This is a genomic window from Edaphobacter sp., from assembly GCF_028283685.1.
Taxonomy (GTDB): Bacteria; Acidobacteriota; Terriglobia; order Terriglobales; family Acidobacteriaceae; genus Edaphobacter.
Window position 1 is genome coordinate 393863 of the sequence record NZ_JAPWKF010000007.1, and the last position, 16406, is coordinate 410268.

Genomic DNA, 16406 nt, shown 5'->3' on the forward strand with positions numbered 1-16406 from the left:
TCTCCCTTCAGCTATGAGGCTAAGGAGAGCCGCGCGTGAGCGCTGTGATGGCGGTCACGAAGAGCGAAGAATTATCGTGACGTTATCGCGGGCCCTTGGAGTTTTTGGGCCGGGGATAGAAGGCCTCGACGATGGTGGAGATGCCGCCGCGGGGGCGGAAGTCGCCGACGACGAGCGCCCACTCGGGGTCGGTGGCCTTGACGACGTCGTTGAGCACCTGGTTGGCGATGTTCTCCTGGAAGATGCCGAGGTTGCGATAGGTGAAGAGATATTCCTTGAGGCTCTTCAGCTCCATGCAGCGCTTGCGGGGCATGTAACGGATGGTGAGGCGTCCGAAGTCGGGCAGGCTGGTCTTGGGGCAGACACTGGTGAACTCGGGGTCGTCGATGAGGATCTCGTAGGCCGCGAACTGGTTGGGCCAGGTCTCGATCTCGGGGAACTTGGTTTCGAGGCCAGCGGCTGCGTGGTCGTCGGTGTAGCCGGTGGTCTTTTTCTGTTTGGTTTCCTTCTTGGGCATGGGGATATTTTATCGCTTTTTGGGGCTGCGACGCCTTCCGGACGGCATCGAACGGGGATACGGAGGGACGATGAGCGAAGCGGAGAAGACGATGATTCCGGCGGACGATCTGGCGAGAAGCCTGGTGGTGAAGGATGTGGAGACGGCCATGCACCTTGGGCTGGTGGGCGATACGTACACGGTTCTGCTGCGCGGCGAGGATACGGCGGGGCGGCATTGCCTGATCGATATGTATGTTCCTCCGGGTGGAGGACCGCCGCCGCATCGCCACGACTTTGAGGAGAGCTTCACGCTGCTGGAGGGTGAGCTGGAGTTTACCTTTCGCGGCGAGAAGCAGAGGGCGCGGGCGGGCGTGACGGTGCATGTGCCGGCGAATGCTCCGCACATGTTTCGCAATGTGGGCGATGGGCCGGCGCGGATGCTGTGTATCTGCTCTCCTGCGGGGCAGGAGGGATTGTTTGAGGCGGTGGGAGTGAAGGTGGGTGGGAGGACGGAAGCTCCGCCAAAGCTGAGCGAGGCGGAGATGAAGGCTGTGGGGGAGAAGGCAGTGGCTCTGGCGGCGGAGTATAAGACGGAGATGCTTTGATTGGTTTGTTGTCATTCGCGGTTGAGAAACGGGTCTCTCCGCTGCGCGCTTTCGCGCTTCGGTCGAGATGACAGTTTTTGTGGGTGGGGAAAGCTGATCCCTTCGCTGCGCTGCGGGATGACGACAATTGATACTGCGGATGACTTATGCGTGACGACTTATGCGTCACGACAGATGAATGGAGAAGGGCTGCCTTGCGGCAGTCTTTCTTTTTGCCATGGGTTGTGGGGTCGGATGCCAGGTGACGTCTTAAAAGTGAGAAGCAGAGAGCAGTTGCTCTCTGCTTCTTATGTCTTCCCGGAGCTTCTTGCTTAGTCGCGGCGGCTCAGGGTTGGGCGGTCGTCGCCGGTGCTGGAGGGATTGTTCGGGTTGGTGGAGTTGGGATCGTTGTTGCCACCAGCGGTACGGCGCAGGGTGGGCTTGCCGTCCTTGCCCTTGTCGTTGAGCTTGCGCTTGTTTTCGATGCGTGCGAGGCGGCCCTTGACGTCGTCGAACTCGGAGGTGGAGACGATGTAGTCGGGTCGGGCGGGCAGGATGGTGGCGATCTCATCCTCGGAGCGGTTGATGCGGTCCGGGGTCTGGGGGTGGTCGCTGAAGACCTTGGCCAGGGTGCCGGGCTTGTGCTTCTCGAGGGCGTCGATTTTTTCGAAGAACTGGATGAAGGCCTGCGGATCGTAACCGCTCTTGTACATGTACTGGACGCCGAGCCAGTCGGCCTGGGCCTCGTCCATGCGGGAGAACTTGAGGAAGCCGATGGGGATGGCGAGCTGGGTGGCCTCGTAGATGCCATAGCCGGTCCAGGAGCCGGAGGTAAAGATGATGAGCGGGATGGAGCCGATCTGCGCCATGTTCATCTTGGTCATCTGGCGTGCGGCGTGGTGGGCGCAGACGTGGGCGATCTCGTGCGCCATGACGCCGGCGAGCTCAGCCTCTTCGTCGGCGGCCATGATGAGGCCGGAGTTGACGTAGAAGAAGCCACCGGGCAGGGCCATGGCGTTGATCTCGTCGGAGTCGATGATCTTGATGGTGAAGGGGACCTTGCAGTCGGAGTTCTTGACGATGTTCTGGCCGACGCGGTTGATGTACTCGACGACGACGGGATCGTTGACCATGTGGGCCGACTTTTCGATCTCCATGGAGTACATCTTGCCGGTGCGGATCTCCCAGTCGGTGGAGTACCAGTTGCCGATGCCGCGGCCGCCGATGTTGCGGGTGCCAATGGCGTCGACATCATCGTCGCTGCCCTTCTTGATGTGGGGATCGAGGGCCTCGCCGGGGGATGGGAGGGAGTCGGCCTTGTCGGACTTCTTGGCGGGGTCCTTCTCCTTTTGATCGAGGGCGGGGTCTTTGTCCTTGGTGCTGCCGGTGTCGGCGCTGGGGCCGTTGTTCTTGTCGTCCGTCGTGGAAGACGGCGGTGACGGGCGGGTGGATGTGGGCACCTGGGTAGACGGAGGCGTGGAGGAGGGGGTCGGCGTCTGGGGCTGCGTCGTGGACTGTGCGTAGGCGGAGACCGAGAGGCTAAGAAGGGCTGCCATGCCGATTTGGGCTGCGCTACGCATAGGAGTTCTCCTGAGAGGGAGCCGGTTTCCTGGATTGCATGGGGGAGACGCAGCTCAACGCTCTGTTAGACGTAGTATGCGCCTGAAAAGTTACGGGGGACAAGGGGCGGGCAGATGGATAAGACCGGAAGGGGCGAGCTGGAGTGCGGTGGCCGGGAAGCGGGTCTCTCCACTGCGCGGCTGCGCCGCTTCGGTCGAGATGACGGTGTATTGGTTTTTTGGCCGAAGTATTGGCTGCGCACGGCTTAGGCTGTCCGATGGAAGCTGCGTCGTTCTCGGCTACCAGGTGGAGTAGGAGCTGCCGTCGCCGGCGACTCCCTGGGCGCCGGAGTGGACGTCGGTGATGCCGGACTCGGTCTGGTCGAGGGTCATGAAGGCGTCGTCCTGCGAGGGGACCCAGGTGTCGGCGCGGCTGGTCATGGGATCTTTGGGCATGGACTTGAGGTAGCCCTGCTGGACGAGGTCGTCGAGGGACTGCGGGGCCTTCTGCTTGTCGATGGTGTAGGCGTCGATGGCGGCGCGCATGGTGCGGAGGTCCTCCTTGAGGACGGCCTCCTTGGCGTTGCGGACGCTCTGCACGTACATGGGGACGGCGATGGCGGCGAGCACGCTGATGATGATCATGACGATCATCAGCTCGATGAGGGTGAAGCCGGACTCGCGGGTGCGGCGGTCTCCGTGGGCAGGAAGGGGAGCAGATCCCTCCGCTACGCTGCGGGATGACAAGCCAGGGCTGCGGGATGACAAGCCAGAGAAGCGGAATGACAGCCAGGGAGCCAGTCTTCTGCGGATGGAGGAGATCGCTACCATGTGGCGTACCTCGTTCCATCCATGGCTGTGGCGGTGCTCTTGGAGTGGACGTCGTAGATGTTCTGGCCGCCGTAGGAGTCGGAGTCGGCGTCGTCCTGGTTGGAGCGGAAGCCCCAGTCGGCGTTGCCGGTCATGGGGTCGACGGGGATCTTTCGCAGGAAACGGACTTTTTTGTCCTGCACATCGACGCCGTTGACGAGGGTTTCGAGGTCGGGCGGGTAGCCCATGGAGTCGGCTTTGACCTGGAAGGCTCCCTTGTCGGCGGCGTCCTTGTACTTGTCGATGGCGGCGCGCATCTCCCAGAGGTCGGCGCGGAGCTCGCGCTCCTTGGTGCGGCGGACCTGGAGGCGCGCGATGGGCAGCGCAGCGGTGGCGAGCAGCGAGAGGATGGCGATGACGATGATGAGCTCGACGAGGGTCAGACCGGCCTCGGCGTGCTCGATGGGCGGCGTGGAGCGTTTGGGGATGGGGCGTTTGATGGACGCACCCTTATCCAGCGCAGCCAACGGTGTCCACCTCATGCCCGATGAAGACGATCTGCGGTCCCACATCTCAGAGGCGAGATGTGGGGCACCCTCGCTCTGCGCATCGACGCTCTGTACATCGACGGTCTGCGAATCGACGCTTGCCGATTCGCCGTGGCGATGGGAGCCCCAGAGCTCTGCGATAGGCAGCACAGCGATCACCTGACATGCACCACGGACTGGGAGCCGACGGCGGGTAATGTGGCCTGTGAGCTGGATCGCGCGGCGACCTTGACGATGTTGAGGCTGGAGTCTCCCTGGGCCAGGGCCTTGAAGGTCAGGGTCGCGACGCTTCCCTGCCCGTTGATGCCGGCGACATTGGGGGGCCGGGAGGTCGAGATGGTCACCAGGCCGTTGCCCTCGTCGCGGTGGACGATGGAGACGGCCTGACCGTCACGCGAGAGCAGGTCGCCTGCATCGACGTTGACCAGCTGCAGCACACCGGGGTTGAACTGGAGCTGCATGGGGACGGCGAAGAGATCGCGGGCGTTGGCGGCTGTCACCGTGACCTGGAAGGTGCTTCCGACGGCCGGGTTGGCGGCAGGAGGCGTCATGATGAAGCTGATGGGCGGGCCTCCGGCGGCAGGAGCGGCCTGCGGGGAGGTTGTAGCACCGGGTGCTGCCGGAGTGGGCGTCGGCGTTGCGGGCGGACGAGGAGCGGGCTGAGCGGCCTGCTTCAACGTCTCCACAGCCGCGGAGGCGGCGTTGGCAGCAGTGATGCGGTTGGTGTCCTGCTTGATGGGATTGATGGGGATGTCGAGATCGCCGAGCGAAGGATCCTCGCGCAGCTCGATGCCCTGGCTGGTGCCCGTGTCGATGGCGCGGACGTTGGCGCGGGTGAGGACGGACTCACGCACGATGTGCGGGATGAGCAGGAAGACGATCTCGTTCTGGATCACTTCCTTGTTATTGCTGGCAAAGAAGTACTTGAACAGGGGCAGCTCCCCGAGGAACGGGGTTCCGCTGATGCTGTTGTTGTCCTGCTTGGTGACGAGTCCGGCGAGGATGCTGGGCTCGCCCTCCTTGAGCTGGATCTGCTGCTCGACGACGTTCTGGCCGATGATGGGTTCGGTCACGCCGGAGATGGTCTGGGAGCCCTGCTGCGAGGAGACGGTCATCTTGACCTTAAGGCCGACGTCGCGATTGAAGTGGACGGTGGGCGTCATGTCGATCTCGACGCCGACGTCGAGGTAGGTGAACTGGGTCTGCACGCCAAGGCTGGAGGTGGTGGACAGCGTAGAGCTGTAGGAGCCGGTGGCGATGGGGATCTTCTGGCCGATTTTAAGATTGGCGCGCTGTCCGTCGGTAGCGCGGATACGCGGATTCTGCAGGATATGGGTATTCGTATCGGTCAGCAGGGCGTTGAGGGTGCCGGCGGGGATGCCGACGGCAAAGTTGGTGGCGTTGATATTGGCCAGCGAGTTGAGCGTGAAGTTCGAGGTCGTGGTGGTGGTGCTCGACGAAGAGGACGACGAGGAGCTGCTGGTGGAGGAGGTAGCGGCCTGCGGCGTGATGGTAATGGACTGCGGCAGGGTGATACCGAGATTGCGGACCTTATCGCGGTTGACCTGGAGGATGGCGACGTCAACGACAACCTCGGGACGGGCGCGGTCGAGGTCGGTGATGAGCTTCTGCGCGAGCAGGAGCTGATCGGGGGTGGCGCGCAGGACGATGGCGTTCTGGCTGGGCACGAGGGTGATCTTCATGCTGGGATCCATCAGATTGCGGAGCGCGGTGAGGACCTCGTTGGCATCCTGCTGCTGGGCGGCGTTGGTGAGGTAGAAGGTCTGGACGGCGAGCTCGTCGAGATCGGTGCGCTTGGTGCGGTTGTTCTGCGCGACGAAGATGGTGTTGGAGGTGACGGGCTTGTAGAAGGTTCCGGCCAGGGCGCCGACGATGCGCAGGGCATCGGCCAGCGAGACGTTGGTGAGGTCGACGGGAATGCGCTTGGAGGTGTAGTCGGGATCGAAGATGACGTTGAGGCCGGCCATCTTGCCGATGGCGGCGTAGATGTTCTTGACGTCCTCGACCGCGTGCAGGGTGACGGGGTCGTTGGAGACGGGCTTGAGCCGGATGGGTCCGGCGACGTCATTGAGATTGCGGGAGACGACATCGGGGCCGGAGACTCCGGGAAGACCGGGAGTCGGAGAAGCGGTCTGGGGAGCGGAGAGCTCGTGATTGACCTGTTCGATCTCCTGCTGGGCGGCCTGGTTGCCGGGGTCGATGGAGCTGGCACGGTTGAACTCGCTCAGCGCTCCGTTGAGATCGCCGTTCTGGCGTAGGATGCGACCGCGATCGACGTGCGAGACAGCGGACTGAAAGCGCATGTTCTCGAGATGCGCCTTGTAGCGAAGGTCCTTGGGATCCTTGAGCATGGCCTGGCGATAGTCTTCGTAGGCGGCATCCCAGTCCTCGTGGAGTTCGGCGGCCTGTCCGCGCTTGTACCACTTGTTGGCGGACTGAGCGTGGGCGCTGACGCTGGCGGAGAAGACGGCTACGAGCGCAAAGGCGGGAAGCACCTGCGCAGCGCGTGTAGCGAACGTGGAGGAGAAGACTTTCGAGCCGCGACCCATTCTGTGTTTCTGCGCATCCTTTATTAGTTGCTGAAGAGTGAGCCGAGCGCCGGGAAAGGAGCGTACCTCCACGCTGAATGGGGGGAGGATATTGCCGGAAGAGGCTTTGCCTGCCAGGCTGTCGCGCTCGGGTGAGTATAGCATTCGTCGCAAATGGTTCCCCTCGGGTATATACAGGTCTTCCCCATGGATCATCGCGCCTGGCAGAGGGGCAGATGGTCGTTGGGTGCTCTCGTCGGCAGTTGCGAGATTTCTATAAGTTTAGACGCTGCGGAGGCCCGGGGGTGAGATGCAGACGAAGAGAAGGGCGATTCCCTGCCCGGAGGGTGGCCCGGATCGCGGCCGGCGAAGAAGAAACGGGGCGAACGTCAAACTTTTGTTAAACTTATAGATCAGTGCCCCGCTCTCTCTCCAATCCGACTACGGCGTATCAGCCAAAGGCTGCGATCGCCAAGCCGAAGGACCGCGATCCGGTGGCGGCGGGGCAGCGCGATGCCGCGTTCAACCGCTCGGCGAGCCATAACTACTTCCTGACGGACCGTTTCGAGGCAGGCGTTGCGCTGCGAGGGACCGAGGTGAAGTCGATCCGCGAGGGCAAGGCGAACCTGAAGGACTCCTACGGCCTGCTGAAGGACGGCGAGTGTTTCTTGCTGAATGCCCATATCGGGCCGTTTTCGCATGGGAACGCGATGAATCATGAGTCTCTGCGGACGCGGAAGCTGCTGCTGCATAAGCAGGAGCTGCGCAAGCTGGAGACTCTGAGCCGGCAGAAGGGCTTCACGCTGATTCCGACGCGGTTGTACTTCCGGCACGGCCGGGTGAAGTGCGAACTGGCTCTGGCCAAGGGCAAGCAGGACTGGGACAAGCGAGAGACGGAACGCAGACGCGAGGCCGATAAAGAAGCCCGTGCAGCGGTGGCACGCAGCCAGCGCCGTTAGGCCGGCCTTTCGCTACGCCGCTATGTCGGATTGGTTACTGCGCCGTTGATCAGGATTCGCTACTATTGGAACTCGCCGGAAAATGTTTGAGGCCAACGGGTGGACGAAGGCCTTTCTTTTGATTGTGCTGGGAGTTTGTAGGTTCATAAACAGTTGTCGCGCTAGGATATTGCCATGGAGACGAAGTTACTGTTTCAGGATGCGGCCGGTCTGGCCACACCGCTGCTGGCAGTGTTTGCAGTGGACGTTTCGATCGGGAAAGACGCCGATCCGCTGGTGGCGCTGCTGACGACATCGGACGCGGTGAGCAACGCCGCGGCTTCGGTGCTGGCCACGGGTGAGTTTCAGGCGACGCTGGGGGAGCAGCTGCTGCTGCACAAGCCGGACGGCTTGAAGGCGGAGCGCCTGCTGGTGGTGGGTCTGGGCAAGGCCAAGGCGCTGTCGGTGGATGGTGTGCGCAAGGCCGCGGGTACGGCGGTGCGTGCAGCCAAGCCGCGCGGGGTGAGGGAGATGGCGATCGCCTTCCCCGAAGATCATGCGCTGGACGATGAGCACCTGGAGAATCTGCCGCCGACGCTGCTGAGCCGCTCGATTCTGGAGGGCGCGCTGGTGGCGGAGCTGGACTGGGACACGTATCGCAGCGACCGCAAAGACCGCTCGGTGGATGCGCTGACGCTGGTAGCCCGCGAGGTGGAAGAGACCACGAAGAAAGAGATTCAGCTGGGCTTCGACGAGGGCCGCGTGGTGGGCGATGCGCAGAACTTCGCGCGTCTGCTGGTGAACGAGCCGGGTAACGTGCTGACGCCGACGGAGCTGGGCAAGCGGGCCAAGGCGATGTGCACGGAGGCCGGGCTGAAGTGCGAGGTCTACTCGACGGAGAAGCTGCTGGAGCTGGGCATGGGCGCGTTCCATGCGGTGGCGAAGGGCTCGGCTGAGCCTCCGGCGCTGATCGTGATGACCTACGAACCCAAGCTGGAGAAGGGCAAGACGCTGGCGAAGGACGCTCCGGTGATGGGACTGGTGGGCAAGGGCATTACGTTCGACACGGGCGGCATCTCGATCAAGTCTGCCGACGGCATGGAGAAGATGAAGTACGACATGGCGGGCGCGGCGGCGATGATCGGCGCGATGCGGGCCATTGCGGCTCTGAAGCCTGCGGTAAAGGTGATCAGCGTGGTGTGTTCGGCGGAGAACATGCCGAGCGCGACGGCGTACAAGCCGGGCGATGTGCTGAAGGCGATGTCGGGCAAGACCATTGAGGTGCTGAATACGGATGCCGAGGGGCGTCTGGTGCTGGCCGATGGCCTGCACTATGCCAAGACGCTGGGCTGCACGCACCTGATCAACGCGGCGACGCTGACGGGAGCCTGCGTGGTAGCGCTGGGCATGATCAACGCGGGTGTCTTCTCGAACGATGAGGATGCGTATGCGAAGTTCGATGGCGCGCTGAAGATCTCCGGCGAGAAGTTTTGGCGGCTTCCCTGCACCGACGACTACAAGGACGTGATCAAGAGCCAGATCGCCGACATCATGAACACGGGCGGAAGCCGGTGGGGTGGGGCGATCTCGGCGGCGATGTTCCTGAAGGAGTTCGCGGGAGATACACCGTGGATTCACCTGGATATTGCCGGCTGCGCCTGGAACGAAGAGGTGAAGCCATGGCAGACGAAGGGTCCTAGCGGCGTCGCGGTGCGGTCGATTGTGGAGTGGGTGCGGAGCTTTGCTTAGGGTTGTTGGCTAGTGAGAAGAGGCGTCCCTTTAGGGGCGCCTCTTTTGTTTGTGGCTCGAGTTGGCGTCCTGCGAACCCACCTTAGCCGCCTGCGGCGTCGAAGATGGGGCACCCGGTTTTTGTGGGTGCGATGCGGTTGTTACTGCGATGGCATCCTGCAAAAAATGCGGGGGTTCCTCGGCTTCGCTCGGAATGACAAAGTTGTGGCAGTGGGGAGGAAGGCGGTTCGCGCTTTGCGCGAATACCCACTCATGCGGTGGGGCTGCATGAATGGGGCACCCGGCGCCTCTTTTGTTTGTGGCTCAAGCTTGCGTCCTGCGAACCCACCTTAGCCGCCTGCGGCGTCGAAGATGGGGCACCCGGTTTTGTGGGTGCGATGCGGTTGTTACTGCACTGGCATCCTGCGAAGAAATGCGGGGGTTCCTCGGCTTCGCTCGGAATGACAGTTTAGTGGCGACCGGCTCGCTGCCAGAACTTCTCTACATGCGCTCGGGAGCCTCGATGCCGAGGTAGCCCAGGGCGCGGGTCATCTCTCTTTGCGCCGTTGCTGCGGTGGCCAGGTAGAGGGTCTTCTTTGTGGCGTCCTCTTCGTTGAGGATGTGGTGGCGGTGGTAGAAGTTGTTGAACTGCTGCGCGAGCTGGAAGGCGTACTTGGCTAAGTAGGCGGGCTCGGAGGTGGCGATGGCCTGCTCGATGAGGGTGGTGAGACGCGAGGTGAGCAGCCAGGTCTCCCACAGCGTCGTGCCCTCTTCGGAGTTGAGGATGGGGGCGATGTCGAGCGTGGGCATCGCGGCCAATGCGGCCTCGGCGGTGGTGCCTGCCTTGCGGAAGATGTTGGCGGCGCGCACGATGGCGTACTGCACGTAGGGGCCGGTCTCGCCTTCGAAGCTGAGGGCATCCTTGAAGTCGAAGGCGATGACGGTGTTGCGGGTGTAGCGCAGCATGAAGTAGCGCAGCGCGCCGACGGCGATCTGTTTGGAGATGGTGGCGCGGTCGTCGTCGGAGAGGTCGGGGTGACGGTTGTCGACCTCGGTGCGGGCGGCGGTGGTGAGGCGGTCGATGAGGTCGTCGGCCTTGACGCCGAAGCCCTTGCGGCCGGAGACCTCGATGTAGGCGCGCTTCTGGTCCTCTTCGCTGACATCGTAGCCGAGGTCGAGGGCGCAGCGCGGGGTGAGGGCGACCATCTCGTAGGAGAAGTGGGTGTAGCGGTCGGCCTCATTGGTGAAGCCCATGCCGCGGAGGGCGGCGATGACGTTGTTCTGCGGGTCGTTCTGGCGCGAATCGATCACGTTATAGATGGCGTCGGCGTGTCCGAAGGCGGGGGCGTGTTCGTCGCTGGGGCTATCGGTGGAGATCCAGCACATGTGGTTGGGGTACTGGTGGAACTTCGTGTAGCCGAAGTCCTTGCCGGGAAGGAGGCCGAACTTCCAGAGGTGGTAGGCGATGTCCTTGCCGACGTAGGTGACGGTGCCGTTGGAGCGGACGATGACCTTGGCGTCCTCGTCGGGGCCGGTCTCGGCTGCCTCAGCGTTGGTGGTTGCGCTGGCATCCTGCGAAGAGATGCGGGGGTTCCTCGACTCCGCTTCGCTTCGCTCGGAATGACGAGGCTCAGCAGAGGCGCGGCGCATGACCCAGCAGCCCTTGTTCTTGCCCTCGGTCTCGAGGTAGAGGACGCCTTTTTCGATCATGAGCTGGCGGGCGGCGTCCCAGAAGTGGAGATGGAGGATCTCGCTCTCGCGGGGGAGGAAGTCGTACTCGATGCCGAGGCGCTGCATGGTCTCGAGGTGGCGGTGGAGGACGGCGGTGGCGATGAGGTCGGCTACTTCGGCGATCTCGTTGCCACCTTGCTCGAGGGCGTGGAGGGTGGCGAGGCGGAGGGCCTTGCGCTCGGCGGCCTGATCGGGGTCGGCGGTGTACCACTGCGAGACGCGGGCGTAGAGGTCCCAGCAGTAGTAGTCGATGCGCTTGCCCTGGGCAGCGAGGTCGGCGACGAGGGTCTGCACGGTGTCGAGACCGAGGTTTTCGAGGTGCATGAGGCCGACGACGACATCGGCGACCTGGACGCCGGTGTTGTCGATGTAGTTCTGCACGCCGACCTGGTAGCCGTGCTTGTAGGTATCGGGGCGCAGGAGGCGCTGGAAGGTGTCGCCGAGGATGGCGTTGCGCAGGTGGCCGATGTGGGCGGCCTTGTTGGGGTTGATGCTGGTGTGCTCGATGAGGCGGAAGCCGGGGCCGCCGATGGGGGCGTGCCGGTCGGCGGCGATGTGGCGGGCGACCCAGGCGCGATCGAGGCGGATGTTGAGGTAGCCGGCGCCTGCGATCTCGACGGAGGCGACGCCCTCGGGGAGCTGCGCGGAGAGCTCGGCGGCCAGTTCGGTGGCGATGGCGCGGGGAGCCTTGCGGAGACGCTTGGCGAGCTCGAAGGCGACGGGAAGGGCGAGTTCGCCCATGGCGATGGAGGGCGGCTGCTCGACGGCGAGGCTCGCGAGGGTGACGTCGTACTTCGAGGCGAGGATGGCCTGAATGGCGGCCGTGAGCGACTGCTGGATTGTGCGATACATGGTCTGAGTTAGTTTACGTGAGGGGACGGTGGGGATTACCCGGCGGGGGCGGGAGAAGTGAATCTCCTGGCTGCGCTGCGAGGTGACAAGGCCAAGGGGTATAGGCGGGGATGGTCTGGGGTCGAAAAGCGGGTCTCTCCACTGCACGGCTGCGCCGCTACTCGGGCAGCTCTTCGGGGAGGGTTTCGATCTCCTGGAGGAGCGGGGTGTGGTTATGGGTGCGGATGCGGTGGAGGAGAAAGATGATGCCGCCGGCTCCGGTGACGGAGACGAGCATCCAGGCGTGGATGGCGAGGCCGAAGACGGCTGCGTTGGCCTGGGGGGCTCCGTGGCTGACGAGGGCGCTCTTGGTGGCCCACTCGAAGGGGCCGATGGCTCCGGGGGAGCTGGGAAGCATGTAGGAGAGGTTGGCGAAGGAGACGGCTTCCCAGGGGCCGAGGGCGTCGGTGGACAGGCCGATGAGTCGGGCGGCGGAGACGAAGATCATGCCCTCGCAGAACCAGACGATGAAGCTCTGCAGAAGGAGGGTCGCGCTGCCGGCGATGCCGAGCTGGCGGAGGGTCTCGATGGCCATGAGCAGCCAGTGCTCGAGCTTTTGGACGAGCTTGTGGGCGGGGAGCGCGGCGAAGAGCTTTTTGAAGGGGGCTTCGAGGTGCGCGGCTCCGAACATGAGGACGAAGAGGCCGATGACGGAGATGACGACGGCGGCATCGGCGGCGTGGCGGATCTTTTCGGGGAGATCGCGACCCATGGTGGCGATGAAGATGAGGCCGTACGACGAAGATGTCGAGGAGCTTTTCGAGGATGACGGTAGAGAGGATGGCCGAGGGCGAGGCTCCGAGATCGGCGGAGTAGGTGAAGACACGCATGATGTCGCCGATGCGGAAGGGCAGGATGTTGTTGGCGGCCAGCGAGGTCATCAGGACGCGGGCGCAGACCTGAAAGCCGGAGCCGCTGGGGCGCATCATGCGGGTCCAGCGAAGGCAGCGCAGGGTGTAGCCGGCGAGGGTGAAGCCGAGGACACCGGCGATCCAGATTGGGTGCTCGAAGCGGAGCGAGCGGAACTCGGAGGGGTGGATTCCACGGAAGGTATACCAGAGGAAGAAGGCGCTGACGAGAAGGCCCGGGACGGTTTTGATGAGATTACGGCTGCGGGTCTGGGGCGTCTTCTGGGTCATCGAGGCGTGGAAAACCGTCCGGCGTGGAATCGGAAGTGCAAGTACAGGAGTGTCTTATTGTAACCAAGTCAAATGATACGGACGGCTGTAGACCAAATGGGCTGTGGGCGCGTCCTATATGGCATCGGATGTCGCAGGACATGGCAGGAGAGGTTAGATTAGCGTCTAACCTGCGTCTTCAGACAGGCTGGTTTCAGGCGGCCTGAATCGATGATGAAAGACTTTCGGCAACGCCGTTGTAAGCTTCCGGCAAGGAAGCATTTGCCAGGATGGACCAATCGAAGCTGAGACCGCGATAGCGGCAGGAGCGTATTGTTTGGCGACACCCGTACTCGCTCGACCGGGCCTAACCGGGAAGTTCATTGCATCGCAGGCACAGGAGAGACGTCGCTATGCTCTTTGCCTGATTTCGGCGCTGACGGCGGTGGCCCTGGTCATCCATGGATTTCATCCCTTTGCCGAGGACGGCGGCCTTTATCTGGCTGGGGTGAAGCGGGTTCTGGACCCCTCTCTTTATCAAGTGAACGGCGATTTTGTGATGGGGCACCTGCGGTTCTCGGTGTTTGCGCCTGTGGTGGCTGCGCTGGTGCGGATGTCGGGTCTGGGGCTGGAGACGGTGGTCTTTCTGCTTCACCTGGCGAGCATATGGCTGACGCTGGCGGCGGCGTGGATGCTGGCGAGCCGGTGCTTCCGCAGCACGACAGAGCGGACGGCGGCGGTGACGCTGCTGGCGGTGTGGCTGACGCTTCCGATTGCCGGGACCTCGCTGATGCTGATGGACCCGTATGTGACGGGGCGCAGCGTTTCGACTCCGATGACGATCTTTGCGCTGGTGGGGGCGGTGGACTTCCTGCGGTCGACGCGGATGGAGGGACGCTGGAACTGGCGCGCTCTGGCGATGGCGTGCGCTGCTTTGGCAGTGGCCGCGGCGGTGCATCCGCTGATGGCGGCGTATGGCTTTGGCTGCGTGCTGACGCTGGCGGCGGCGGCGACACCGGAGCGGCGCGGGGTGAGGATCGGCGCAATGGTGGGGCTGACGGCCTCGGCTGTGGCGGCGGCGATGGTGCTGCGGCTGGTGGCGCAGCCGGAGTCGAGCTCTTATCAGGCCGTGGCGATGTCGCGGTACTACTGGTTTCTGAGCCAGTGGCACTGGTATGAGCTGGTGGGAGCGGTGGCTCCGCTGATGATTCTGGGGGCAGTTGCGTGGATGCGGCGGGGCAACCGCGGCAGCGCACAGCGCGAACTGGCCACGATGGGCGTGACGGCGGGGACGATTGCGCTGCTGATCGCGGTGCTGTTTGCGCGGGTGCATTCGACCAACCACCTGGTGGCGCGGATGCAGCCGATGCGGATCTTTCAGCTGATCTACGTGGTGATGATCCTGTTTGTGGGCGCGGCGATGTCGCGCTGGATGGGGCGGCGTGCGCTGCGCTGGGTGGGCGTCTTCGCGATGCTGGCGACGATCATGTTCGTGGTGGAACGGAAGACGTTTCCGGCGTCGGACAGGATTGAGATCGCAGAGGACCGCGAGGGACCGGAGAACAGCTGGGTGCAGGCGTTCGAGTGGATCCGCACGAATACCCCAAAGGACGCTGTGTTTGCCCTGGACGCCGACTACATTACGCAGTCCGGCGAGGATGCGCAGGGCTTCCGCGCGATTGCGGAGCGCAGCGCGTTGCCGGACTACTCCAAGGACGGAGGCGAGGCGGCGATTACGCCGACGCTGTCGGAGGAGTGGAAGTCGGGCGAAGAGGCGCAGGCTCGCCTAAGCGAGCGTACGGATTCGGAACGCGTCACGATGCTGGCGAGCAAGGGCGTGGGCTGGGTGGTGCTGGCGCATGGAGCACAAACCGGCTTTGCGTGCGCTTACTCGAACGCGATGGTGAAGGTATGCCGGCTGCCGGAGGGAATGGATGCGCTGCGGGTGAGCCTAAGGCCACCGGCTATCGCGGCGCCGACGCAGCGATAGTTCGTCCGCTTCGTGCTGCAGCTTCAGGTTCAGGATAGTTGTGCGGGACTGGATGCGGGGCGGTCGCGGAGGATGGCGGCGGCCCAGAGCTGCAGCAACGGGAAGAGCTCGAGCGTGTAGCGCGGCTCGGAGTTGTCGAGGTTGAGCAGCATGGCGCAGCGCAAGAGCACAAAGGCAATGGTTGCAAAGGCGAGCGCGGCGTGTCCGTTCCAACGCTGGCGACGCCAGCACCAGAGGCCGTAGAGGCCAAGCAATAGATAGGCGAGGTTGAGCAAGGCATAGGCGAGGACGAGCGCGGTGCGCCTGGGCTGCGTCTTCCACTGCCACCAGTGGAGGGGGACCTCCATCATTTCGACGCGGGGCCGCAGGAGCATGTCGGCGAGCCGGGCGAAGGGCATGGCGAGGTAGTAGCGGACGGGATCGTCGGCGATGCGCTCGTCGGCGAGCTTGTCGAAGGCCTGCTCGATGGCGGGGTTGGTGTTGTTGTTATTAGCGTTGTAGGTGGTAAGCAGCGCATCGACCTGGTTGTACTGCTGGTCGCTGTCGAAGGCGCGGGAGGGGATGTCGTCGATGTTGATGTCGTCGGAGTCCCAGTTCCAGTAGACGTTCTCGGTGGAGGAGAAGTCGATGGCCCAGGTGCGGTACCAGCGCTGGAAGCCGAGGTAGACGGGTTCGCCGGGATCGGTGGCGTAGCGGGGGGCCAGCGGCTGGATGACGTGGAAGGTGCGCCAGTTGCGGATGGTCCAGGGCACTAGCGGAAGAAGGACGCAGATGGAGGCGGCCACGATGGGAACGACGCGGGAGAGTCTGCGCGGTTCGGTGAAGGGCGTGGCTAGCCAGATCATGGCGGGTACAACGGCGGCGGCGAGCAGGCCCTGCTCGGGGCGCAGCAGGATGGAGTAGGAGAGGGCCGCGGTGACGATCCAGAGCCAGCGGTTCCAGGAGGCACCGGCGGCACGCCAGCGCTCGAGCGCATAGAAGGCGAGGGCGATGCAGAAGAGGGTGAGGGTCTCGGTGAGCGGGGCGGCGACGTAGTTGGCGGTGAAGGGGCAGAGGACGCCGAGCCACAGCGCGAGAAGGCCTGCGCGGTTGCCGAAGACGCGGCGGGCGAGATCGGCGATGAGCAGGCAGGTGAGCAGATCGATGACGGCCTGCACGAGCATGACCTGGAAGTAACAGTCGGGTCCGAAGAGTTTGAAACAGAGCGCGAGAAAGATGGGATAGCCGGGCAGGCGGATGAGCGTGGGGACGGCTCCGGTATCGGTACGGGCAAAGCCGTAGACGCCAAACTGCATCCAATTCTTCGCGATGTCGCCGTAGAGGAGGGTGTCTCCTGCAACGCGTGCGGCGTTGGTGATGAAGGCGATGCGCAGGGCGAGACCGAGGGCCAGGGGGGCTCCGATTGCAGTACGCGATCTCGCTCTTGACTCTGCCATGTAGGAGCATGATAACCGGAGGCTTG

The 16406-nt window shown here is 63.7% G+C and carries 12 protein-coding genes and 1 pseudogene; 4 read left to right on the forward strand and 9 right to left on the reverse strand.

Annotated features, from left to right (window positions below; all coding sequences use genetic code 11):
- Positions 1 to 82: 82 nt before the first annotated feature.
- The gene (gene queF / locus PW789_RS12445) at positions 83 to 517 is read right to left on the reverse strand and encodes a preQ(1) synthase (RefSeq protein WP_299376755.1); all 435 of its coding nucleotides are present in this window, start codon (positions 515 to 517) and stop codon (positions 83 to 85) included.
- Between the two features lie 70 nt (positions 518 to 587).
- On the opposite strand from queF, the gene PW789_RS12450 reads away from it, so the two are divergent.
- Complete coding sequence (locus PW789_RS12450) at positions 588 to 1103, forward strand: cupin domain-containing protein (protein ID WP_299376758.1); 516 nt, start codon at positions 588 to 590, stop codon at positions 1101 to 1103.
- Positions 1104 to 1414: 311 nt separating this feature from the next.
- Here PW789_RS12450 and PW789_RS12455 read toward each other — a convergent pair whose 3' ends face one another.
- The 4 genes from PW789_RS12455 to PW789_RS12470 all read right to left on the reverse strand — a co-directional run bounded on the left by PW789_RS12455 (position 1415) and on the right by PW789_RS12470 (position 6569).
- Positions 1415 to 2662: a M48 family metallopeptidase gene (locus tag PW789_RS12455; RefSeq protein WP_299376761.1), complete on the reverse strand. Its 1248-nt coding sequence runs from the start codon at positions 2660 to 2662 to the stop codon at positions 1415 to 1417.
- A gap of 279 nt (positions 2663 to 2941) precedes the next feature.
- Positions 2942 to 3388 carry a type II secretion system protein gene (locus PW789_RS12460; RefSeq protein WP_299376764.1) on the reverse strand — a complete coding sequence of 149 codons (447 nt, stop codon included), beginning with the start codon at positions 3386 to 3388 and terminating at the stop codon, positions 2942 to 2944.
- A 77-nt stretch (positions 3389 to 3465) separates the two neighbouring features.
- Positions 3466 to 4149 carry a type II secretion system protein gene (locus PW789_RS12465; RefSeq protein ID WP_367182552.1) on the reverse strand — a complete coding sequence of 228 codons (684 nt, stop codon included), beginning with the start codon at positions 4147 to 4149 and terminating at the stop codon, positions 3466 to 3468.
- Between the two features lie 5 nt (positions 4150 to 4154).
- Positions 4155 to 6569, reverse strand: coding sequence for a cohesin domain-containing protein (locus PW789_RS12470; RefSeq protein ID WP_299376767.1), 2415 nt, complete (start codon positions 6567 to 6569; stop codon positions 4155 to 4157).
- 395 nt (positions 6570 to 6964) lie between these two features.
- Between PW789_RS12470 and smpB the strand changes: the two genes are divergently transcribed.
- Together smpB and PW789_RS12480 are read left to right on the forward strand one after the other, a co-directional pair.
- The gene (gene smpB, locus PW789_RS12475) at positions 6965 to 7507 is read left to right on the forward strand and encodes an SsrA-binding protein SmpB (RefSeq protein ID WP_299376769.1); all 543 of its coding nucleotides are present in this window, start codon (positions 6965 to 6967) and stop codon (positions 7505 to 7507) included.
- Between the two features lie 174 nt (positions 7508 to 7681).
- Positions 7682 to 9235, forward strand: a complete 1554-nt coding sequence (locus tag PW789_RS12480; protein WP_299376772.1) for a leucyl aminopeptidase — start codon at positions 7682 to 7684, stop codon at positions 9233 to 9235.
- Between the two features lie 480 nt (positions 9236 to 9715).
- On the opposite strand, the gene PW789_RS12485 is transcribed toward PW789_RS12480, so the two are convergent.
- The 3 genes and pseudogenes from PW789_RS12485 to PW789_RS20140 all read right to left on the reverse strand — a co-directional run.
- Entirely contained in the window at positions 9716 to 11797 is a 2082-nt protein-coding gene (locus PW789_RS12485; RefSeq protein WP_299376775.1) for an arginine--tRNA ligase, read from the reverse strand.
- 157 nt (positions 11798 to 11954) lie between these two features.
- A complete protein-coding gene (locus PW789_RS12490) occupies positions 11955 to 12548 on the reverse strand; it encodes a lysylphosphatidylglycerol synthase domain-containing protein (RefSeq protein ID WP_299376778.1) in 594 nt (197 codons plus the stop codon).
- An 82-nt stretch (positions 12549 to 12630) separates the two neighbouring features.
- Positions 12631 to 12975, reverse strand: a pseudogene (locus PW789_RS20140) (lysylphosphatidylglycerol synthase domain-containing protein); the annotation flags it as partial.
- A 316-nt stretch (positions 12976 to 13291) separates the two neighbouring features.
- Between PW789_RS20140 and PW789_RS12500 the strand changes: the two are divergent.
- On the forward strand, positions 13292 to 14944 hold the full coding sequence (locus tag PW789_RS12500) for a DUF6798 domain-containing protein (protein WP_299376783.1): 1653 nt from the start codon (positions 13292 to 13294) through the stop codon (positions 14942 to 14944).
- Positions 14945 to 14973: 29 nt separating this feature from the next.
- Here the strand turns inward: PW789_RS12500 and PW789_RS12505 are convergent, their stop codons facing one another.
- On the reverse strand, positions 14974 to 16380 hold the full coding sequence (locus PW789_RS12505; RefSeq protein WP_299376785.1) for a glycosyltransferase family 39 protein: 1407 nt from the start codon (positions 16378 to 16380) through the stop codon (positions 14974 to 14976).
- Between the last annotated feature and the right edge of the window lie 26 nt (positions 16381 to 16406).